Origin of the sequence: Pseudomonas sp. TH21 (genome assembly GCF_016651025.1) — a bacterium.
In the GTDB taxonomy this organism is placed as follows: Bacteria; Pseudomonadota; Gammaproteobacteria; order Pseudomonadales; family Pseudomonadaceae; genus Aquipseudomonas; species Aquipseudomonas aylmerensis.
Map to the genome: position 1 here is coordinate 5,806,985 of NZ_JAEKEQ010000001.1, position 19,299 is coordinate 5,826,283.

General features: G+C 61.8%; 21 protein-coding genes and 1 pseudogene. 11 read left to right on the forward strand and 11 right to left on the reverse strand.

Translation table 11 applies throughout. From position 1 onward, the window contains the following. Positions 1–80: 80 nt before the first annotated feature. A complete protein-coding gene (locus tag JFU04_RS25675) occupies positions 81–1,415 on the forward strand; it encodes an MFS transporter (protein ID WP_065910151.1) in 1,335 nt (444 codons plus the stop codon). Here JFU04_RS25675 and JFU04_RS25680 read toward each other — a convergent pair whose 3' ends face one another. Then, positions 1,416–2,294 (reverse strand): DMT family transporter, encoded by an 879-nt coding sequence (locus JFU04_RS25680; protein WP_065910150.1) that lies wholly within the window; start codon positions 2,292–2,294, stop codon positions 1,416–1,418. It lies immediately after the preceding gene. Positions 2,295–2,479: 185 nt separating this feature from the next. Between JFU04_RS25680 and JFU04_RS25685 the strand changes: the two genes are divergently transcribed. From JFU04_RS25685 to JFU04_RS25695, 3 genes are all read left to right on the forward strand, one after another. After that, positions 2,480–2,896 carry a membrane lipoprotein lipid attachment site-containing protein gene (locus JFU04_RS25685; protein WP_065910149.1) on the forward strand — a complete coding sequence of 139 codons (417 nt, stop codon included), beginning with the start codon at positions 2,480–2,482 and terminating at the stop codon, positions 2,894–2,896. A 155-nt stretch (positions 2,897–3,051) separates the two neighbouring features. Next, positions 3,052–3,939 carry a KPN_02809 family neutral zinc metallopeptidase gene (gene ypfJ / locus JFU04_RS25690; RefSeq protein WP_201145941.1) on the forward strand — a complete coding sequence of 296 codons (888 nt, stop codon included), beginning with the start codon at positions 3,052–3,054 and terminating at the stop codon, positions 3,937–3,939. Next, complete coding sequence (locus JFU04_RS25695) at positions 3,940–4,923, forward strand: alpha/beta hydrolase (protein ID WP_201145942.1); 984 nt, start codon at positions 3,940–3,942, stop codon at positions 4,921–4,923. A 604-nt stretch (positions 4,924–5,527) separates the two neighbouring features. Here the strand turns inward: JFU04_RS25695 and JFU04_RS25700 are convergent. From JFU04_RS25700 to JFU04_RS25710, 3 genes are read right to left on the reverse strand one after another with little or no spacing between them, the layout of a single operon-like run. Further along, positions 5,528–6,121 (reverse strand): HAD family hydrolase, encoded by a 594-nt coding sequence (locus tag JFU04_RS25700; RefSeq protein ID WP_065910143.1) that lies wholly within the window; start codon positions 6,119–6,121, stop codon positions 5,528–5,530. Continuing rightward, positions 6,118–6,987: an acyl-CoA thioesterase II gene (gene tesB / locus JFU04_RS25705; RefSeq protein ID WP_065910141.1), complete on the reverse strand. Its 870-nt coding sequence runs from the start codon at positions 6,985–6,987 to the stop codon at positions 6,118–6,120. The genes JFU04_RS25700 and tesB overlap by 4 nt, the downstream gene beginning before the upstream one ends. Before the next feature lie 47 nt (positions 6,988–7,034). After that, on the reverse strand, positions 7,035–7,604 hold the full coding sequence (locus tag JFU04_RS25710; RefSeq protein ID WP_120450052.1) for a GNAT family N-acetyltransferase: 570 nt from the start codon (positions 7,602–7,604) through the stop codon (positions 7,035–7,037). A 75-nt stretch (positions 7,605–7,679) separates the two neighbouring features. Between JFU04_RS25710 and JFU04_RS25715 the strand changes: the two genes are divergently transcribed. Next, positions 7,680–8,600 carry a histone deacetylase family protein gene (locus JFU04_RS25715; protein WP_201145943.1) on the forward strand — a complete coding sequence of 307 codons (921 nt, stop codon included), beginning with the start codon at positions 7,680–7,682 and terminating at the stop codon, positions 8,598–8,600. 410 nt (positions 8,601–9,010) lie between these two features. Beyond that, positions 9,011–10,255: a TIGR03862 family flavoprotein gene (locus tag JFU04_RS25720; protein ID WP_201145944.1), complete on the forward strand. Its 1,245-nt coding sequence runs from the start codon at positions 9,011–9,013 to the stop codon at positions 10,253–10,255. 114 nt (positions 10,256–10,369) lie between these two features. Here JFU04_RS25720 and JFU04_RS25725 read toward each other — a convergent pair whose 3' ends face one another. Together JFU04_RS25725 and yedA are read right to left on the reverse strand one after the other, a co-directional pair. Continuing rightward, positions 10,370–11,704 (reverse strand): DEAD/DEAH box helicase, encoded by a 1,335-nt coding sequence (locus tag JFU04_RS25725; protein ID WP_065910135.1) that lies wholly within the window; start codon positions 11,702–11,704, stop codon positions 10,370–10,372. A gap of 48 nt (positions 11,705–11,752) precedes the next feature. Beyond that, positions 11,753–12,649 (reverse strand): drug/metabolite exporter YedA, encoded by an 897-nt coding sequence (gene yedA, locus JFU04_RS25730; protein WP_201145945.1) that lies wholly within the window; start codon positions 12,647–12,649, stop codon positions 11,753–11,755. A 161-nt stretch (positions 12,650–12,810) separates the two neighbouring features. Between yedA and JFU04_RS25735 the strand changes: the two genes are divergently transcribed. Then, on the forward strand, positions 12,811–13,266 hold the full coding sequence (locus JFU04_RS25735) for an Lrp/AsnC family transcriptional regulator (protein WP_201145946.1): 456 nt from the start codon (positions 12,811–12,813) through the stop codon (positions 13,264–13,266). Then, entirely contained in the window at positions 13,256–13,954 is a 699-nt protein-coding gene (locus tag JFU04_RS25740; protein WP_065910130.1) for a cyclase family protein, read from the forward strand. Before JFU04_RS25735 ends, JFU04_RS25740 begins: the two co-directional genes overlap by 11 nt. 121 nt (positions 13,955–14,075) lie before the next feature. Here JFU04_RS25740 and JFU04_RS25745 read toward each other — a convergent pair whose 3' ends face one another. Together JFU04_RS25745 and JFU04_RS25750 are read right to left on the reverse strand one after the other, a co-directional pair. Next, positions 14,076–14,339, reverse strand: a complete 264-nt coding sequence (locus JFU04_RS25745) for a hypothetical protein (RefSeq protein WP_065910128.1) — start codon at positions 14,337–14,339, stop codon at positions 14,076–14,078. Then, on the reverse strand, positions 14,329–14,895 hold the full coding sequence (locus JFU04_RS25750; RefSeq protein WP_065910126.1) for a hypothetical protein: 567 nt from the start codon (positions 14,893–14,895) through the stop codon (positions 14,329–14,331). The genes JFU04_RS25745 and JFU04_RS25750 overlap by 11 nt, the downstream gene beginning before the upstream one ends. 193 nt (positions 14,896–15,088) lie before the next feature. Between JFU04_RS25750 and JFU04_RS30370 the strand changes: the two are divergent. Continuing rightward, positions 15,089–15,232: pseudogene (locus JFU04_RS30370) on the forward strand (DUF3077 domain-containing protein); the annotation flags it as partial. A gap of 36 nt (positions 15,233–15,268) precedes the next feature. Here the strand turns inward: JFU04_RS30370 and JFU04_RS25755 are convergent. From JFU04_RS25755 to JFU04_RS25765, 3 genes are all read right to left on the reverse strand, one after another. Then, positions 15,269–15,880, reverse strand: coding sequence for a 3'-5' exonuclease (locus JFU04_RS25755; protein ID WP_065910125.1), 612 nt, complete (start codon positions 15,878–15,880; stop codon positions 15,269–15,271). Between the two features lie 42 nt (positions 15,881–15,922). Beyond that, positions 15,923–16,399 carry a LabA-like NYN domain-containing protein gene (locus JFU04_RS25760; RefSeq protein ID WP_034117765.1) on the reverse strand — a complete coding sequence of 159 codons (477 nt, stop codon included), beginning with the start codon at positions 16,397–16,399 and terminating at the stop codon, positions 15,923–15,925. Positions 16,400–16,517: 118 nt separating this feature from the next. Next, entirely contained in the window at positions 16,518–17,276 is a 759-nt protein-coding gene (locus JFU04_RS25765) for a DUF2076 domain-containing protein (protein ID WP_201145947.1), read from the reverse strand. Positions 17,277–17,456: 180 nt separating this feature from the next. On the opposite strand from JFU04_RS25765, the gene JFU04_RS25770 reads away from it, so the two are divergent. Together JFU04_RS25770 and JFU04_RS25775 are read left to right on the forward strand one after the other, a co-directional pair. After that, complete coding sequence (locus JFU04_RS25770) at positions 17,457–18,116, forward strand: YciC family protein (protein WP_065910342.1); 660 nt, start codon at positions 17,457–17,459, stop codon at positions 18,114–18,116. 40 nt (positions 18,117–18,156) lie between these two features. After that, entirely contained in the window at positions 18,157–19,245 is a 1,089-nt protein-coding gene (locus tag JFU04_RS25775) for an endonuclease/exonuclease/phosphatase family protein (RefSeq protein WP_201145948.1), read from the forward strand. Positions 19,246–19,299: the final 54 nt, after the last annotated feature.

Sequence of the window (19,299 nt, forward strand, 5' to 3'; positions counted from 1 at the left end):
TTTTTAACCGCTGCGCACCATCGATTCCGTATCAAGACCCAGAACACACCATAAAAATTTCAAAAAACGGGTACGACCTCATGCCTTCGCAAAACTCCGTCCTGGCCGCGCGCCCGGGCAACCCGCACGCCGGCATCGGCGACAAGATTCGCGGCGCCCTGGCCGTGGGTAAAACTCGCTGGGGCATGCTGGCCCTGGTGTTCTTCGCCACCACCCTCAACTACATCGACCGCGCCGCCCTGGGCGTGATGCAGCCAATCCTCGCCAAGGAGATGAGCTGGACGGCGATGGACTACGCCAATATCAACTTCTGGTTCCAGGTCGGCTACGCCATCGGCTTTGTGCTGCAAGGGCGCTTGATCGACCGCGTCGGCGTGAAGCGCGTGTTCTTCTGCGCGGTGCTGCTGTGGAGCCTGGCCACCGGCGCCCACGGCCTGGCGACCTCGGCCGTCGGCTTTATGGTCTGCCGCTTTATCCTCGGGCTGACCGAAGCCGCCAACTACCCGGCCTGCGTCAAGACCACCCGCCTGTGGTTCCCGGCCGGCGAGCGCGCGGTGGCCACCGGCATCTTCAACGCCGGCACCAACGTCGGCGCGATGATGACGCCGATGTTGCTGCCGTTGATCCTGCACGTGTGGGGCTGGCAGGCGGCGTTCCTGTGCATGTCGGCACTCGGCGGCATCTGGCTGCTGTTCTGGGGCTTGAAGTACTACAACCCGGAAGACCATCCGACGGTTAAACAGTCCGAATTGGACTACGTGCAACAGGAAGTCGAACCGGAACAACCGCGCGTACCGTTCAGCCGCATCCTGCGCATGCGCGGCACCTGGGCCTTCGCCCTCGCCTACTCGATGACCGCGCCGGTGTTCTGGTTCTACCTGTATTGGCTGCCGCCGTTCCTGAACCAGCAATACAACCTGGGCATCAACGTGACGCAGATGGGCATCCCGCTGATCATCATCTATCTGACCGCCGACTTCGGCAGTGTGGGTGGGGGGATTCTCTCGTCGTTCCTGATCGGCCGTGGGATGAACTCGATCAAGGCGCGGTTGCTGTCGATGCTGCTGTTTGCCTGCTGCATCGTCGGCGTGATCATGGCGGCCGGCTCCAGCCAGCTGTGGGTCGCGGTGTTTGCCATCTCCCTGGCCATCGGCGCGCATCAGGCCTGGACCGCGAATATCTGGAGCCTGGTGATGGACTACACGCCCAAGCACATGATGAGCACGGTGTTCGGCTTTGGCGGGATGTGCGCGGCCATCGGCGGCATGTTCATGACCCAGATCGTCGGGCATATCCTCACGGTGACCAACAACAACTACACGGTGTTGTTCACCCTGATCCCGGCGATGTACTTCATTGCGCTGACCTGGATGTACTTCATGGCGCCGCGCAAGATTCCCACCGTAGACGTCTGATCACCTGCGCCGCTGCTGCCAGGCAGCGGCCAACCCGCTCATGCAGATCACCCCGATGCCGACCACCGTGGTCACATCGGGGGTATGGCTGAACACCAGCCAGCCCAACAACCCCGCAAAGACGATCTGGCAATAGCCGAACGGCGCCAGCAAGGCCGGCGCCGCAAAGCGGAACGCCTGGGTCAGCATCAAGTGGGCGGTCATCCCGCAGGTGCCCAGCGCCAGCATCAACGCACCATGCCACAGCGTCGGAACCTGCCAGAAGAACGGCACCAGCGCACTCATCACCAGGGTATTGCACAACCCGGCAAAAAAGTTGCTGGTGGTGGGCGTGTCGTATTGGCTGAGGATGCGCGTGAGCAATTGGTAGAAGCAGAAGAACAGCGCCGAACACAGCGGCAGCAGCACCGCCGGGGTGAACAGCTCGCCGCCGGGGTGGATGATGATCAGTACCCCGACAAACCCGCAGATCACCGCCAGCCACTGGCCTCGGGTCACGTGCTCGCCGAGCAGCGGCACCGAGAGTGCGGTCACCAGGATCGGCGCGAGGAAGTTCACCGCCGTGGCTTCCGCCAGCGGGATGTAATGCAGCGCCGCAGTGAAAAACAAACTCGTGCCCAACAGGCACAACGCCCGCACCACCTGCATCCCCGGCCGCTTGCTGCGCAGCACGCGCAAGCCGGATTGCGGCAGGAAAATCCCGGCCATCAACACGGTATGCACCAGGTAACGCGCCCACACCACCATCACGATCGGGTAGAACCCGGCCAGGTATTTGGACAACGCGTCGTGGCTGGAAAACAGGAACGTCGCCAGCACAATCAGCAGGATGCCTTTGAAAGGATGGTTGACGCCGGAAAGGGGGGTGCTGACAGTCATTGAATTCTCTTGCGTGGCGAGCTGAACGCGGTGGCACTCAACCCGGTAATCTAGCAGCCGGGCATGCGTCTGCCCGCAGAGCATAACCAAACACCGTGCGAACAGCGCACTAAATCACGGGATTCGAGTCCAACGCTGCACCTCAGTCCCAGCGTTGCACACTTTTTAACCAAGGCCTTGCTGCTATGAAAAAAACCCTCTTTATTCTTTCTGCCCTCGCCCTGCTGACCGCCTGCAACCAGGAGTCCAAGGAGGCACCCAAGCCTGCGCCACCGTCTGTGCAAGCCACGCTGGTGCCCGAAACCCCACCCACCGATAAGTGGGTCGGCAAGTGGATCGGCGTCGAAGGCCTGAACCTGACCATCGCCAAGGACGACAGCGTCGGCCGTGGTCACTACATCCTCACCATGCAATACGGCCTCGACGCCGACGACTCCGGCACCTTCAAAGGTGAAGCCGCCGAAGACGGCATCGCCTTCACCCGCCCCGATGGTCCGCAACTGCTGCGCGCCGGCAACGGCGAGGCCACCGGGCTGAAATGGCTGGCGGAGAAAAAGGACTGCCTGGTGGTTGATAGCGGTGAAGGCTACTGCCGCGATTGAGCCGTCCAACCTGACACAACTTTCATCTGGCGCCCCTGCCAGCACGGGCTGAGAGCAGCGATACTACGCAGCTCTCGAACCTGTCGGACAGCCGGGCTGGCGCCATTCCCACGCACCAACAACACTGTTTCAGAGTTCATCGAGAGGATTGCCCCATGCTATGGAAAAAAGGCCGACGCAGCGACAACGTGGTGGATGCCCGCGATGACAGTAGTGGCGGCGGTGGCGGCATGCGGTTTGGTGGCGGCAAGGGCCTGAGCCTGACGGCAATTGTGCTGATCGTCGGCATCGGTTGGTTGACCGGCCAGGACCCGCTGCAGATCCTCGGCCAGTTGACCGGCCAGATGGAACAGGCGCCCTCGGTGAGCACGCAGCCACGCCAGGCACCGCCGGCCAACGATGAGCAAGCGGACTTTGTGCGCGCGGTGCTGGGTGATACCGAAGACACCTGGGCCCAGGTCTTTCAGGAAAATGGCCTGGCCTACAAGAATCCGAAACTGATTCTGTTCCGTGGTCGGGTCAATTCGGCCTGTGGTGGCGCCACCTCGGCCAGCGGCCCGTTCTATTGCCCGGCCGACCAACAGGTGTACCTGGACCTGGATTTCTTCCGGGAAATGTCCCAACGCTTCAAGGCCGCCGGTGATTTCGCCCAGGCCTACGTGATCGCCCACGAAGTCGGGCACCACGTGCAGACGCTGCTCGGCATCTCGGCCAAGATCCAGGCCGCGCGCCAGCAGGGCCGGCAACTGCAAGGCGATGGCGGCCTGCTGGTGCGCCAGGAATTGCAGGCCGACTGTTTCGCCGGGGTCTGGGCCAACCGCGCGCAAAAGCGCCTGAACTGGCTGGAGCCGGGTGATATTGAAGAAGCACTGAATGCGGCCAACGCCATCGGCGATGACCGTTTGCAGCAACAGGGTCAAGGGCGCGTCGTGCCGGACTCGTTTACCCACGGGACCTCGGCGCAGCGGGTTCGCTGGTTCAAGACCGGCTTTGCCCAGGGCCAGATCACTCAATGCGACACTTTTACCGCCAAGAGTCTTTAGATGAATAAACGATTGGGATTGCTGCTGGGCTTGTTGATTACCTGTTCCTCATCCACCTGGGCCGCCGAGAAAGAACATGGGGTCAAGGTGGTCAGTCCCGATCGTTTTCACCTGGATGCCGGCGACCTCAGCCTGGGCTTGAGCCAGGACTGGCGCCAGCCGCTGCCCCAGGTCACCCGCGCGCTGATCATCGTGCACGGCCGCCTGCGCAATGCGCAGACCTACCTGCAAAGCGGTGAAGACGCCGCCGAGCACGCGGGCCAGGCGACCAATACGCTGGTGATTGCGCCGCAGTTTCTGAATGAGTCCGACATCAAGCGCAACCACCTGGACAACCAGGTGCTGCGCTGGAACGGCAACGACTGGATGGCCGGCGAGCCATCCGTCGGCCCAGGCCAAGTCAGCTCCTACGGCGCCCTGGACCAGATCATCAAGCACCTGGGCAATCGCAAGTTGTTCCCGGCGCTGAAAGAGATCGTCGTCGCCGGCCATTCCGGCGGTGGCCAAGTGGTCCAGCGGTTTGCCCTGACCGGCCACGACCACCCGATGCTGCAGACCGAAGGCATCAGCCTGCGTTACGTGGTCGCCAACCCATCGTCCTACGCGTACTTCACGCCACAACGTCCGGTGAAGTTCGACACCGCTAGTTGCCCAGGCTTCAACGACTGGAAATACGGCATGCAAAACTTGCCGGATTACGCCAAGGGCCAGAGCGCCGAGCAGCTTGAGCAGGCCTACGTGTCACGCAACATCACCTACCTGCTGGGCCAGCAGGACACCGACCCGAACCACCCGGCGCTGGATAAAAGCTGCGCCGCCGAGACCCAAGGCGCCTATCGCCTGATTCGTGGGCACAACTATTTTGACTACCTCAAGCAGCGGCACCCGCAGTTGAGCCAGAAACTGGTGGAAGTGCCGGGCGTTGGGCATAACGGCGACGGCATGTTTACCTCGCCTGAAGGCCAGAAAGTACTCTTCCAATAACCCCACATCCCTGCAGGAACCGGCTTGCCGGCGATGGTGGTGGGCCAGCCAACCCTTCTATCGCCCATGCGGCCGCTTTCGCAGCCTCGCTGGGGCTCGACAACTCCCACAGGGGATCGCGGGGCTGCTTGTAAGATCTGTGGCGAGCCATTTTCTACCTGACAACCACGGTCAAAATGTGGGAGCTGGCTTGCCGGCGATGGCGTTGGGTCAGCCAACGCCTCTATCGCCCATGCGGCCGCCTTCGCAGCCTCGCTAAGGCTCGACAACTCCCACAGGGGATCGCAGGGTGGGCTGTGAGATCTGTGGCGAGCGATTTGCTCACTGACAACCACGGTCAAAATGTGGGAGCTGGCTTGCCGGCGATGGTGGTGGGTCAGCCAACGCCTCTATCGCCCATGCGGCCGCCTTCGCAGCCTCGCTAAGGCTCGACAACTCCCACAGGGGATCGGGGGGCTGCTAGTGAGATCTTTGGCGAGCGGTTTTCTACCTGACAACCACGGTCAAAATGTGGGAGCTGGCTTGCCTGCGAAAGCGGTGGGCCAGTTGAAAACAGATCGACTGACACGCCGCCATCCCCGGCTCAAGCTGGCTTCAACAGGGCTCAGGGCTGGATCATTTGGCGCAGCACTGCACAGTCTGTGGCATGCCAATCTGCCAATTCCGGCCACGGGTTCTGCGGCAAGTTAACCAACACCGTGCGCGTGCCCGCTGCGCGGCCGCAGTCGAGGTCGAAGCGGTAATCGCCGACCATCACCATCTCGCTCGGTACCACATCCCAGGCTGCGGCCAGTTTCAGCAGGCCGCCTGGATCGGGCTTGGGCGGTGCATCATCGCGACCCAGCACGTCGTCAACGGCAAAGCAGTCGGCCAGGCCAATCGCTTGCAGGGTGATATGCGCCAACTCCCGCGCATTGCGGGTAAGGATGCCGAGGCGATAACCGCGTCCCGCCAACTCCCGCACCAGCTCCACCGCACCCTCTGCTGCGACGGAACCCAGCGCCAGCTCGCGCTCATGCTCCAGCAACCAGGCATGCTTGGCCGCTGCCACGTCGGCAGGCAATGCAGCCAGGTGAGTGAGGATGTCGTCCTCGGGCGGAATCTCCAGGGCCACGCGAATGGCCGCAAAGTCATGCACGGCCACCGTGAGGGTGCCGTCCATGTCGAATACCCAATGCTTAACGTCCGTCAGGCTCATGCCCAATCCTTGCGATGGCGAATCAACCCTTCCTGGGTCACGGAAGCCACCAATTGCCCGGCACGGTTGTACACGCTGCCGCGCGAGAAACCCCGGGAGTTGCCGGCCCACGGGCTGTCCATGGCGTAGAGCAACCAGTCATCGGCACGCAGGTCGGCGTGGAACCACAGCGCGTGGTCAAGACTGGCGACTTGCATGTCTTTCTGCCAAACGGTCTTGCCGTGAGGCAGCAGCGAAGTGGTCAACAGGCCGAAGTCCGAGGCGTAGGCCAGCAAGTATTTGTGCAGCGCCGGCGCGTCAGCCAGGGCACCGTCGGCGCGAAACCACACGTACTTGACCGGGTCGGACGGCTGCGGGTTGAACGGGTCTTTCTCGGTCACCGGGCGCACTTCGATCGGCTTGGGGCACAGCAGCTTGTCGCGCATGTGCTCGGGGATCAGGTGCGCACGCTGCTGGGTCAGCTCCAGCTCCGACGGCAGGTTTTCCGGACCGACCACCACGGGCATGGTGGTCTGGTGTTCGAAGCCTTGTTCGTCGTACTGGAACGAGGTGGTGCAGGTGAAGATCGGGTGGCCCTTCTGGATCGCCGTCACGCGGCGCGTGCTGAAACTGCCGCCGTCACGCACGCGGTCCACCGAATACACCACTGGCAATTTCGCATCGCCGGGGCGCAGGAAGTAGCCATGCAATGAATGCACGTGCCGCGCTTCTTCGACCGTCTGGCTGGCGGCCGACAAGGACTGGCCGAGCACCTGGCCGCCGAACAGTTGGCGAAAACCCAGGTCCTGGCTGCGGCCGCGAAAGAGGTTTTCCTCGATCGGCTCCAGGGTCAGCAAGTCCACCAGATCTTCCAATACTTGGCTCATTCACACTCTCCTCAGAGCAATTCTTTTCTACTTGTAGGAGCCAGCTCCTACCCGTGCAGCGTGTCCAACCATTGGGCGCGGGTGATGCGGTACAAAACATGCGGGCGCAGCGGGTCATCGGCTGCGACCTTGGGGTGTTCGAAATCTGCCAGCGGATCGTAATGCATACCGATGGCCTGCATGACTTTTTGTGATGGCAGATTGGCCTCCGTGGTGAAGGCGACAATTTCATCCAGCTGCAAGCGGTCGAACCCACAGCGCAATGCCGTCCACGCCGCCTCGCTGGCATAGCCCAGCCCCCAGTGCTCGCGCGCCAGGCGCCAGCCGATTTCCACCGCCGGGGTGAAACCCGCCTCGAAGCTGACATTCTGCAGCCCGGTCAGGCCAATGAATTCGCCAGTGTCCTTGCGCTGCAAGGCCCACAGGCCAAAGCCGTATTCGGCGAAATGGCCACGAATCCGCCCGATCAGCGCAGCGCTTTCCAGGTGGCTCAATTTGGCCGGGAAATAGCGCATCACCTGCGAGTCGGCGCACATGCGTGCAAAGTCCGGCAGGTCGCTGTCACGCCATGGGCGCATCAGCAGGCGTGCACTTTCCAGTTCGAGTATCGGCTCCATGGGTCCCCTCCCTTGCCATGTGCGTGAGTGTACAGCGCTGTTAAGATCCTTCGCAGATTCCTGTCAGAAAATCCCATGCCTTTGCCATTGATCTACCACGATGACTACAGCCCCGAGTTCCCGGCGGACCACCGGTTCCCGATGGACAAGTTCCGTCTGTTGCGTGACCACCTGGTGGCCAGCGGCCTGACCGAGGACAGCCAACTGCTGCGCCCGCAGCTGTGTCCGGCAGATATTCTCGCCCTGGCTCATGAACCGGGTTATATCGAACGCTACATGAGTGGCGAGTTGTCGCACGAAGACCAGCGGCGCCTCGGTCTGCCCTGGAGCGAAGCCCTGGCCCGACGCACCGTGCGCGCGGTGGGCGGCTCGATCCTCGCGGCCGAGCAGGCACTCGAACATGGCCTTGCCTGCCACTTGGCGGGCGGCACCCATCACGCCCATTACGATTACCCGGCGGGCTTCTGCATCTTCAACGACCTGGCGGTGATCAGCCATTACCTGCTGGCCAGCGGCCGGGTCAACCGCGTACTGATCTTCGACTGCGACGTGCATCAGGGCGACGGCACCGCCCGCATCCTCCACGACACCCCGGATGCCATCACCGTGTCACTGCACTGCGAAAAGAACTTCCCGGCGCGCAAGGCCAAGAGCGATTGGGACATCCCACTGCCCATGGGCATGGGCGATGCCGACTACCTCAAGGTGGTCGATGACGCCCTCAACTACCTGCTGCCGCTGTACCAACCCGACCTGGTGCTGTACGACGCCGGCGTCGATGTGCATAAGGACGACGCCCTCGGTTACCTCAAGCTGACAGACACCGGCGTCGCCGCCCGCGATGAAGCCGTGATGCGCCACTGCCTGGGCCGCGACATCCCGGTGATGGGCGTGATCGGCGGCGGCTACAGCAAGGACCGCCCTGCCCTGGCGCGTCGTCACGGCATCCTGCATCACAGCGCGCAACGGGTATGGACGTCATCAGGCTGTCATTGAAGTGTGAGCGTTACCCACAATGCCTGTGGAACGGCCTGTGGATAACTTGAGCGTAAGCGTCTGAAAGCTAACCCACGCATGGCGTGTAGGAAACTGTACGTTTTCTGATCAGACACGCAGGCTTCCTTGTGGTGAGCGGGCTTGCACCCGCGTTGGGTTGCGTAGCAGCCCCTTTTTGGGGCGTCGCGTTCTGTCAGTTAGAACGGGGTTTAGGGTTTGGGGCTGCTTCGCAGCCCAACGCGGGGCAAGCCCGCTCGCCACAGGAAGCGCGTTTACCACAGGAAGCGCGGTCACTATGGGAAGGGTGCTCGCCATGGAAAGCGTGCTCACCGATCACAACGATCCTTCCCCCCCACAATTGCGCGCCATTGCTTACAATGGGCGCCCTTTCGTTTTCACCAGGCCTGCTGATGTCCGCTACTGCTCTCTCCCACGTTGCCATTATCGGCGGCGGCCCCGCCGGGCTGATGGCCGCCGAAGTTTTGAGCCAGGCAGGCGTGCGGGTCGACCTGTATGACGGCATGCCCTCCGTGGGGCGCAAGTTCCTGCTGGCGGGCGTGGGCGGCATGAACATCACCCATTCGGAGGCGTACCCGGCGTTCCTGTCGCGTTACGCCGAGCGCGCGCCGCAGATGGCGCCGTTACTGCGCGCGTTTGGCGCCGAGGCGTTGTGCGAGTGGATTCACGGCCTGGGCATCCAGACCTTTGTCGGCACCTCCGGTCGCGTGTTTCCGACCGACATGAAAGCCGCACCGCTGCTGCGTGCGTGGCTCAAGCGCCTGCGTGACCAGGGCGTGGTTATCCACACCCGCCATCGCTGGCTCGGCTGGAATGCCGAGGGCGACTTACTTATCCACAGCCCTGACGGCGAAAAAACTATCCACAGCGATGCCGTGCTACTGGCCCTGGGCGGCGGCAGCTGGTCGCGCCTGGGCTCCGATGGTGCGTGGCTCAAGTTGCTGGAAGACCGTGGCGTGCCCTACGCCCCGCTGCAACCGAGCAACTGCGGCTTCGAGGTGTTGGCCTGGAGCGATTTGATGGTGAGCAAATTCGCCGGCGCGCCGTTGAAAAACGTCGCTATCGGCGTGGCGGATGACAAGCCTCGACTGGGCGAGTGCGTGATCACCGCGACGGGCATCGAGGGCAGCCTGATCTACGCACTGTCGGCGCCGATTCGTGAAGCCATCAACCGTGACGGCGCGGCCACCGTGCATATCGATCTGCTGCCGAGCAAGCCGCTGGACAAGGTCCAGGCCGCCCTGGCCAAGCCACGTGGCTCGCGCTCGATGAGCAAGCATTTGCACAGTCAGTTGGGGTTGGATGGGGTGAAAGCGGCGCTGCTGCGCGAGTTGACCCCGGCGGAGCACTTTCATGATCCGGCGCAGTTGGCGGTTGATATCAAGGCGCTGCCACTGACCCTGGTGAAAACCCGGCCGATGGATGAGGCGATCAGCACCGCCGGTGGCGTGCCATTCGAGGCGTTGGATGAGCGGTTGATGCTCAAGCAATTGCCGGGGGTGTTTTGCGCAGGGGAGATGCTCGACTGGGAAGCGCCGACCGGCGGGTATTTGCTGACGGGGTGTTTTGCCAGCGGGCAAGCAGCCGGGCGCGGAATGTTGGAGTGGCTTGTGGCGAGCGGGCTTGCCCCGCGTTAGGCTGCGGAGCAGCCCCAATAAACCCGCTGGGTTTTAACAGATAAACCGCGCTTGCAGGTTTTAGGGCCGCTTCGCGGCCCAACGCGGGGCGAGCCCGCTCACCACAAAGGTCAGTTACTTCTTCTTGCGCGGCCCGGTATTAAAAACCGGGACCTTGCGCACCGGCTTGATCGACGGCTCCGCCGGCGCCACCTCACCACTGTCCACCCACTTGCCGAGGTTGCGCTTGCCGCCACCACCGGAAGTCTTGGGCTTCTTCGGTTTTTTCGGTTTCTTCACCACCTGCCCGCTGGCATCGGTATCCGGCACGCGATGTTCCGGTTCGAAATCCGGCTCCATCTTGCGGGTCAAGGTCTGACGGGTCAGCATCTCGATGGCCGACAGCATGTTCACTTCATCAGCGCACACCAGCGAAATCGCCTCGCCGGTGTTGCCCGCACGGCCGGTACGGCCAATGCGGTGGATGTAATCCTCAGCCACGATCGGCAGGTCGAAGTTGACCACCAGCGGCAGGTCTTCGATGTCCAGGCCACGGGCCGCCACGTCGGTGGCCACCAGGATCTGCACTTCGCTGGATTTGAAACGGTCCAGCGCGCGTTGGCGGGTCGCTTGGGGTTTATCACCATGGATGCCGTCGGCATTGATGCCCAGGCCTTGCAACTTATCCACCAGCGCATCCACGCCATTGCGGGTCTTGGCGAACACCAGCACCTGCTTCCAGCGGCCTTTGCGCATCAGGTGCACAAACAGCTCGGGCTTGCGCTTCTTGTCGACCGGCACCACCCATTGCTTCACGGTATTGGCGGCGACGTTGCGCGGGCTGACCTCGATGCTCAGCGGGTCGTTGAGCATCTGCCCGGCCAGCACGCGGATGTCATCGGAGAAGGTCGCCGAGAACAGCAGCGTCTGGCGCTTCTTCGGCAGCATGCGGTAGATGTTCGCCAGTTCTTCGGAGAAGCCCAGGTCAAGCATGCGGTCGGCTTCATCCAGCACCAGGGTCTGCAGCTGGTTGAGTTTCAGCGCGTTCTGGCGGAACAGGTCGATCAGCCGGCCCGGTGTGGCGACCAGGATGTCGACGCCCTTGCGCAGCTTCATCATCTGCGGGTTGATGCTCACGCCGCCGTACACCGCGTAGGTGGTCAGCGGCAGGTGTTGGGCGTACTCGGCAACGCTGGCGTGAACCTGCTCGGCCAGTTCACGGGTCGGGCACAGGATCAGTGCGCGGGCCGAGTTGGCAGCGACTTTGGGCCCTTCCATTGTCAGCAATTGCAGGAGCGGCACGGCGAAACCGGCGGTCTTGCCGGTGCCGGTCTGGGCCGCAGCCATCAGGTCGCGACCGGCCAGCACCGCCGGAATGGCTTGCGCCTGCACCGGCGTCGGGGTCTGGTAGCCAAGCGTCTCAAGGGCGCGCAGCAAGGGTTCGATCAGGCCAAGTGTGGCGAAAGTCATGTGTTTACCGTAGGAAAAATTCAGCGCAAGGGCGTAATGCGCGGCAGTTTACCTTATTTCCGGCTTGGGCTTGCGCCACTGGGGCAGGCTGATCAACAGCACCGCGCTGATAATCACCAGCATCGCCAGGGCTTCTTCCAGGCCGATGGTCTCGCCGATGAACACGATCCCCAGCAACACCGCCACCGCCGGGTTGACGTAGGCATAGCTGGTCGCCGCCGCCGGACGCACATGCTTGAGCAGGTACATATAGGCGTTGAAGGCGATGATGGAGCCGAACACGGCCAGGTACGCCAGGGCCAGCCAGCCTTCCAGCGGCGGCATGGCTTGCAGGTGCTCACCGGTGAGCGCGCTGGCGATCAACAGCGTCACGCCGGCCACCAGCATTTCCGCCGCACTGGCCATTGCCCCCGGCGGCAACGGCAGGCGCCGACTCCACACCGAACCGAACGCCCACGACGCCGCGGCAAACAACAATAAAGCCGCGCCCATCGGGCTCGACTGCAACGTGCTGCCCATGTTGAGCATGGCGATACCGATCATCCCCAGGATCACGCCCGCCCATTCCAGGCGGGTATTACGCGCGCCCCAGAAATAACCGCACAGCAAGGTGAACAGCGGCACGGTCGCCACCGCCAGCGCCGCCACACCGGACGAGACGCCGGTGTGCTCGGCCACACTCACCGCGCCATTGCCGAAGGTCAGCAGCAAAATGCCGATCTTGGCAGCTGCTTTCCATTGCTCCCAGGTCGGCGCTGGCGCCCCGCGCCAACGCAAGAAGCCATACATCACCGCCCCCGCCACCAGGAAGCGAATCCCACCCAGCATCAGCGGCGGCCAGAATTCCACGCCGATGCGGATCACCAGGTAGGTGGAGCCCCAAATCACATACAACGCAAAAAAAGCGGCGATCAACGGTAAGGGAAAGCGACGTGGGCCTGGCATTGGGCAGCTCTATGGCAGAAATGAGAGAGGCTTATTCTAAAAAGGCAGGCGCCTAAACATAAGTTACAAAACCTGTTTAATCCGCCAGTACACTTTTCAAAACATGGTTATCAGGGCTATAACCCCTACTTTCGAAAGCCAAGCGCTCCTGGAGCCTTATCATGGACAAATACGACCGCATGCTCCTCAGCGCCCTGCTCGAAGACGGCCGCGCTTCCTACGCGCAACTGGCGCGCACGGTAAATCTCTCCGCCCCCGCCGTCGCCGAACGCGTGGCCAAGCTGGAGGCCAGCGGCGTGATCACCGGGTATCAGGCCAAGGTGGACTTATCCAGAGTCGGCCTGCCGATTCAGTGCGTGATGGAACTGAGACTGACCAACCACGGCAGCCAGAAGGTCTACGACGCCCTGGCCGAAATCCCCGAACTGACCGAATGCCACCGGGTCACGGGCGATCCGTGCGTGATCATGCAGGCAGCGGTGGGCTCGATGCCGGAGTTGGAGAATTTGATCAACCGGGTAGCGAAGTTCGGGTTCAGCAAGACCTCGATCATCTTGTCGAGCGCGATAGAGCGGCGGGTGCCGTTGGGGCAGTTGGAGGGCAAAAATGGTGGATAAGCCCAGCAAGGTCTTCAGCCTCAGTCACCCGATCTCCCCGCGTATTCCGCTGTGGCCGGGGGACCCGCCGGTGGCGTTTGAAGACGTCGCGTCACGGGACAAGGACGGCTATTTCCTTCGGCGGTTCAGCATGGGTGAACATAGCGCCACGCATATGAATGCGCCGAATAGTTTTTATGCTGGTGGAATGGGGATTGATGGTTATCGACCCGAAGACTTGGTGCGGCCCGCCGTAGTGATCGATGTGCACGGTAAAACCCAGAGCAATCCAGACTACGAAATCTGCCCACTGGATATTGAAGCGTGGGAACGTCAGCACGGGCTTATCGAACCTGGCTCGGTGGTGCTGATGTACACCGGCTGGCAACACCTCTGGAACGACCCGATAGCGTTTTTTGGGCAGGACGCGCAAGGCTCACACTTCCCTGGGATTGGTGAAGCGGCGATTCGATTTTTGCTCGAACAGCGCCAGATTGCCGGGGTTGGCATTGATACCCACGGGGTTGATCCAGGGCAAAGCACCGCCTTCGCGACAAACCATGCCGTGTTGGCGGGAAACGGGATTGTGCTGGAGTGCCTGACCCACCTCGACCGGCTTCCGGCCAAGGGCGCCACGTTAGTGATAGGTGTACTAGGACTGGAAGGCGGTTCGGGATCACCAGCATCAGTGATGGCGTTTATTCCCTGACTTGCAGGTAGGCCCTACCGACGCCATCGCAGGCAAGCCAGCTCCCACACTAGACCGCATACAGTCCGGGCAACTCGGTCAACTGTGGGAGCTGGGCTTGCCCGCGATGACGTCAGTTGCTTCAACACAGCTGTGAGCGTTGAACAATCAAATCGACCACCTGCTCGATGGTGGTGATGTGATCCCAATCTTTCTGCGTCGCTTGCAAGTTGAATTGCCACTTGATCTGCATGACAAAGCAGGTCAAATCATCATCAATAATCTTGAAGTCATGGATGAAGTCCGTTTGCTCGGTGACCTGACTTCGGTCGATGAAACCGATGATATCGACGAATAGCTGAATCACCTTTTCGCTGATCTCGGCTCTAGTCGGGCTAGCTGCCATTTCTTGCCTCATAGGCGCACTTACCAATACTGATTAGATCAAAGACAGCCAACCCCGCAGCAACGAAAGGAATGCCCCGTCCAATAATGCCAAATACCCGGACGGTGCCAAACGTTGCTTTCGCCATTCTGGCCACCGTGGGTTGCCTGATCAATGTACGAGGGAAAAAGCGCATTCCGATGAGACTCGCCAGGTTCGTCGTTTTGCTAGAACCAACATGAACCCAAGTGCCCACGGCAATTTTGTTTATAGGTATGCCGGCGGCGCCAGTCAGAACCGTTGCCGCCGTCAAGCCATAGTGTTGCTGGGTACATTTCCAGAGTTCGTCAAACGTGGTGCTCGGCACCGAGGAGTCCGCATGAACGGGCTTGAGTAACTGGTAACTGGCGCCATGTGTCCAGCCTGGCGAATGAGGTAAAACCATGACTGCCGGGCAACTTGTCATCGTGTTTCCCAAATGAAACGCCATGCTTGAAGTTGAGCCGAAATCGATGCCGGTGCCTTGGAGCTCAAACTGGCTTCGCCTGATTGCTGTGTGAAGATCGCTTTCCTGCATGACGTAGTCCCTGTACGTAAATGACAGCCGGGATCTTAGGTCGCAGCGAAGGGGCATAGACGGGAGAAGGGAAAATCCAGAATGGTCCGACAGGACAGCAAGGCCAAGCCTACTGACTATTCAGAAAGCAGATAAGCGCCCCCAAAAAGAGCGGTTGCTTCAATGGCCAGCAAGACCACTCCCTTTCATTTGCGCGGCGGATGTGCTGCATTACGCGGTGGGCTCTGCGCACTCGTCGGGCAAAGCGATGGATGTGCAGCAGCGGGCGGTGATGCATTTGGTGGAGATGGCGAAGGGGGTGGTGGATCGGGCGCTGGAGTGTGTGCAGCCTCGATGAACACCGCCCCTCCCACATTTGAACGGCGTTGTTCTATCAGAACCCGCGATGTTTCTTCAGATGCTCATTGATCTTCGCCGCCGGCACTTTCTGCAAGGTGCACAGCAGGTCGTGGGACAGTTCGCGCAATCCGTGGGTGCGGCGCAGTTCCTGGGCCAGGTGCGCCGTGAGGTTGGCGGCCATTTCCGCATCCGCCAGCGCCCGGTGAGCCTGGCCGGTGTGGGGCAGCTTGGCGAAGGCGTTCAACGTGCCGAGTTTGTGGTTCGGCGCCGACGGCATCAGGCGGCGCGCCAGCAGCAGGGAGCAGGCGAATTTCTGCAGGCGGGTGCGGCGGATCAGGCCCAGTTCGTAATCCCAGAATTTCTGGTCGAACGCAGCGTTGTGCGCCATCAGCGGCGTGGTGCCGACGAATTCATTCACCTCGTTCATCACCCGCTCAGCCGGCGGCGCGCTGCGCAGCATGGCGTTGCTGATGCCGGTGAGCTGTTCGATAAAGCCGGGCACGCGCACGCCAGCGTTCATCAGGCTCTGGTAACGGTCCACGATCTGGCCACGTTCGAGGATGACCACGGCGATTTCCGTGGCCCGGCAGTGGCTGCTCGGGGTGATGCCGGTGGTTTCAAAGTCGATGACCGCTATACGTTCCAAACCTGTTCCAACTCCGTCTAACTATTTATTGCGCCGTAGCGCTTATTTGAGCAGCAACGCGCCTTCGATCGGCACGTAGCGGCTGGCAGCGCGTATCAACGAGTTGGCCGTCAGCCCCGGCACGCCATACGCCACGGCTTCGACGCCGTGCTTGTGGATGATGCGGTCGAGCAGCATGTCGAAGTCACCGTCGCCGGAGGCCAGCACGATTTCGTCGACGTGGTCGGCGGCGTCCATGATGTCGATGGTGATGCCCACGTCCCAGTCGCCCTTGGCCGAGCCGTCGCTGCGCTGGATATACGGCTTGAGTTTCACCGTGAAGCCCAGGTTGCGCAGGATCTGCTGGAACTGCTGCTGCTTGCTGTCGCCTCGGTCGATGGCATACGCATAGGCCTCGACGATCTGCCCGCGCGCGCTGATATCAGCCCACAGGGCGGCGTAGTTGAAATGGCAACCATAGGCCTGGCGGACGGTGTAATAGAGGTTTTGTACATCGGCGAACACTGCAATTTTCTTCACCGCACTTCCTCATGACAGCCAGGCGCCAGCGCCCGGAAAGGGTGCCAGTATGCCAGTCGCGAGAACGTTTCCGGGAAAAATCAGACCGGGGCGACACAGCGCCCCGGTTGAGTGCAGGTCAGACGAAGGAATCGTCGTCGCCAAAGGAAGAGGAGTCGTCGGAATAGTCGCTGTCGGCAAAACTGTCCGAGTTGTTGCTGCCCCAGCCGTCGCTGTCATTGCCGGCAAAGCGCTGGTCATCGTTGCCCCAGCCGCCCTGGTCGCTGGCCGGCGCCGGTTGCTCGATGATTTCTTCCACTACCTGCGGCTGCTGGTTGTGGTGGAACAGGCTGCTGATGCCCTCGGCCAGCATTACACCACCGGCCACGCCTGCAGCGGTTTTCAGTGCGCCGCCGAGGAAGCCGCTGCCGATCGGGGCTGCAGGCGCCTGCTGCGGTTGCTGGTAGTTCTGCTGGGGCGCGCCATAGTTCTGCTGCGGCGCAGGCTGGCCAAACGCAGGCCTGCCCGGTTCACGCCAGCCACCCGACGAAGCCGGGGCGCTCTGGCTTGGCTGCGGATCGCGGGAACCGCCGCCAAAGATGCTCGACAGGAAGCCGCCGCCGCTTGCAGGGGCTGCCTGCGACGACTTGGCGCGCTCTAGCTCCTCCTGCAATTGCTGGATCTGCTGCGCCTGCTGCTTGTTCTGCGCGTCGAGGCTCTTGAGCGCGTGTTCCTGCACCAGGATCGACTGGGTCATGTAATACCCGGCGGCCGGTTGGCGAGTCATGTGCTCCTTGATCCGCGCTTCTGCTTGCGCATCGCGGGGGGCTGAGTCCGTTTCGGCTTGCTGCAACCGTGAAAACAGTCCATCGATCAGGGTTTGCTCTTCGCTGTTCATGGCGACCTCGTTAGATTGCCGGTAGAAATCGTGGTCCTGCCTGTGATCAGGCCAGGTGCACTCTAGTTATGGGGCTGTTACCAGTTGTTTCAATGGTCTTTACTCAAGGTTTACGTTTGCGTCCCTGCAACCCTGATCGGTTAAAGTGTCGCCCTTGTTTCCAGGCCTGCGATGAACCTGATGAATCCGTTAGACGTATTGCGCGACTCTTTCCGTTTTACCCGGAACAACCTGGGTGCCATCGTTCAGCTATGCCTGCCGTTGGTCATCCTGGAGGCCCTGCTGCAACAGGTGCTCGACCACACGCTGGGCCCGGATGCCTTCCCCGGCTACAGCGTGGTGGTGGGATTGCTGGTGTACCCGCTGTACACCGGCGCCTTGATCCTGTTTCTCGACGCCCGCACCCGGGGCGAGTCGCCGCGCACCAAGGATGTGTGGGCGATGGCGCTGACCCTGTGGCCGCGCTTCGCCCTGCTGACGGCCATGAGCACCTTGCTGATTCTGCTTGGCCTGTCGCTGTATTTCCTGCCGGGCCTGTGGTTGATGGTGGTGCTGGCGTTTGCCGAGTACCTGCTGGTACTGCGCAGCATGCCGGCGCTGGAGGCAATGAAGGAAAGCTTCCGCCTGACCCGTGGGCATTTCTGGCGGATCCTGGTGTGCCTGTTGTGCGTGATGACACCGCTGTGGCTGCTCAAGGGCGCCAGTGTGGCGGCCTATCCCGAGCCTGCGCCGTTGCTCGGCGTGCTGATCGACAGCGCGCACAGCTTCCTGCAGCTGTTTACCAGTGTGGTGCTGTTTCGTTTATTCATGCTGATCGGTGGCGATGCCGACGCGCGGTGATATGCTCCGTGCCACTCCCGAAACGCTATAAGCCGAGCCGATGACCCGTTTATTGCGCATAACCTTGCTGGGCCTGTTGATCATTGCAGGCCTGCTGACGGCCCTGATCTACAGCCTGACCTGGCGCCCCGAGCCCAAGGAAATCCTGCCCGTGAGCTGTGTTGCGCCGCGTGCGCCGACCCTGTTGCCAGGGCAGGCGCTCAAGGTCATGACCTGGAACGTGCAATACCTGGCCGGCAAGAACTACGTGTTCTGGTACGACACCACCGACGGCAGCGGCCCCGACGACCGCCCCACCGTGGAAGACATGGCCGCCAGCCTCGACGAAGTGGCGCGGGTGATCCGCGACGAACAACCCGACATCCTGCTGCTGCAGGAACTCGACGAAAACGCCAAGCCCTCCCACTACCAGGACCAACTGGCCCTGCTCCAGGAACGCCTGGTCGACCTCTACCCCTGCAGCGCCCAGACCTTCGACTGGAAAGCCGACTTCGTCCCCGACCGGCATATCTTCGGCAGCGTCGGCCGCAAGCTGGCGACCCTGAGCCGCTACCAGATCGAACACGCCGAGCGCCTGCAATTGCCGGCGCCGGACGCCAACTTCATCAGCCGTCAGTTCCAGCCAAAGCCAGCCCTGCTGCTGACCTACTTGCCACTGAGTGATGGCGGCCAGCTGGCAGTGCTCAACACCCGCCTGGACGGCGACGCCCCGGGCCGCAGCGCGGTGCAGGCGCAGGTGCAAACCACGGTCAAGTTGCTGGATAAATTCGAAGGTCGCGGCACGCCCTGGTTGATCGGCGGCGATTTCAACCTGCTGCCCCTGGGGCAATTCCTGCGCCTGGACGCCGGCAAGCGCGGGCAATATTCGCCGGACAGCGAGCTGCACCTGCTGTGGGACAAGTACCCGATGATCCCGAGTAACAGCGAATCGAGCGGGATTGATCGTGAGAAATGGCTGACGCACTTCCCGAATGATCCCAGCATCGAAGGCCCGGATCGCACGCTCGATTACCTGTTCTACAGCCCACGGATTAAACGGGTGCAGGCCAAGGTGCGGCAGGAGGATACCTTGCGTATTTCCAACCATCTGCCGGTGATCGCACGATTCCTGCTGCCTACCGCGCAATAACCAACACTTGTAGGAGCCCGGCTTGCCGGCGATGCAAACGACGCGGTGTGTCGG

Excerpts from the sequence above, each read along its gene's own strand:
- JFU04_RS25675 (WP_065910151.1), top strand. The coding sequence starts at position 81 with ATGCCTTCGCAAAACTCCGTCCTGGCCGCGCGCCCGGGCAACCCGCAC.
- JFU04_RS25680 (WP_065910150.1), bottom strand. The coding sequence starts at position 2,294 with ATGACTGTCAGCACCCCCCTTTCCGGCGTCAACCATCCTTTCAAAGGC.
- JFU04_RS25685 (WP_065910149.1), top strand. The coding sequence starts at position 2,480 with ATGAAAAAAACCCTCTTTATTCTTTCTGCCCTCGCCCTGCTGACCGCC.
- ypfJ (WP_201145941.1), top strand. The coding sequence starts at position 3,052 with ATGCTATGGAAAAAAGGCCGACGCAGCGACAACGTGGTGGATGCCCGC.
- JFU04_RS25695 (WP_201145942.1), top strand. The coding sequence starts at position 3,940 with ATGAATAAACGATTGGGATTGCTGCTGGGCTTGTTGATTACCTGTTCC.
- JFU04_RS25700 (WP_065910143.1), bottom strand. The coding sequence starts at position 6,121 with ATGAGCCTGACGGACGTTAAGCATTGGGTATTCGACATGGACGGCACC.
- tesB (WP_065910141.1), bottom strand. The coding sequence starts at position 6,987 with ATGAGCCAAGTATTGGAAGATCTGGTGGACTTGCTGACCCTGGAGCCG.
- JFU04_RS25710 (WP_120450052.1), bottom strand. The coding sequence starts at position 7,604 with ATGGAGCCGATACTCGAACTGGAAAGTGCACGCCTGCTGATGCGCCCA.
- JFU04_RS25715 (WP_201145943.1), top strand. The coding sequence starts at position 7,680 with ATGCCTTTGCCATTGATCTACCACGATGACTACAGCCCCGAGTTCCCG.
- JFU04_RS25720 (WP_201145944.1), top strand. The coding sequence starts at position 9,011 with ATGTCCGCTACTGCTCTCTCCCACGTTGCCATTATCGGCGGCGGCCCC.
- JFU04_RS25725 (WP_065910135.1), bottom strand. The coding sequence starts at position 11,704 with ATGACTTTCGCCACACTTGGCCTGATCGAACCCTTGCTGCGCGCCCTT.
- yedA (WP_201145945.1), bottom strand. The coding sequence starts at position 12,649 with ATGCCAGGCCCACGTCGCTTTCCCTTACCGTTGATCGCCGCTTTTTTT.
- JFU04_RS25735 (WP_201145946.1), top strand. The coding sequence starts at position 12,811 with ATGGACAAATACGACCGCATGCTCCTCAGCGCCCTGCTCGAAGACGGC.
- JFU04_RS25740 (WP_065910130.1), top strand. The coding sequence starts at position 13,256 with ATGGTGGATAAGCCCAGCAAGGTCTTCAGCCTCAGTCACCCGATCTCC.
- JFU04_RS25745 (WP_065910128.1), bottom strand. The coding sequence starts at position 14,339 with ATGGCAGCTAGCCCGACTAGAGCCGAGATCAGCGAAAAGGTGATTCAG.
- JFU04_RS25750 (WP_065910126.1), bottom strand. The coding sequence starts at position 14,895 with ATGCAGGAAAGCGATCTTCACACAGCAATCAGGCGAAGCCAGTTTGAG.
- JFU04_RS25765 (WP_201145947.1), bottom strand. The coding sequence starts at position 17,276 with ATGAACAGCGAAGAGCAAACCCTGATCGATGGACTGTTTTCACGGTTG.
- JFU04_RS25770 (WP_065910342.1), top strand. The coding sequence starts at position 17,457 with ATGAATCCGTTAGACGTATTGCGCGACTCTTTCCGTTTTACCCGGAAC.
- JFU04_RS25775 (WP_201145948.1), top strand. The coding sequence starts at position 18,157 with ATGACCCGTTTATTGCGCATAACCTTGCTGGGCCTGTTGATCATTGCA.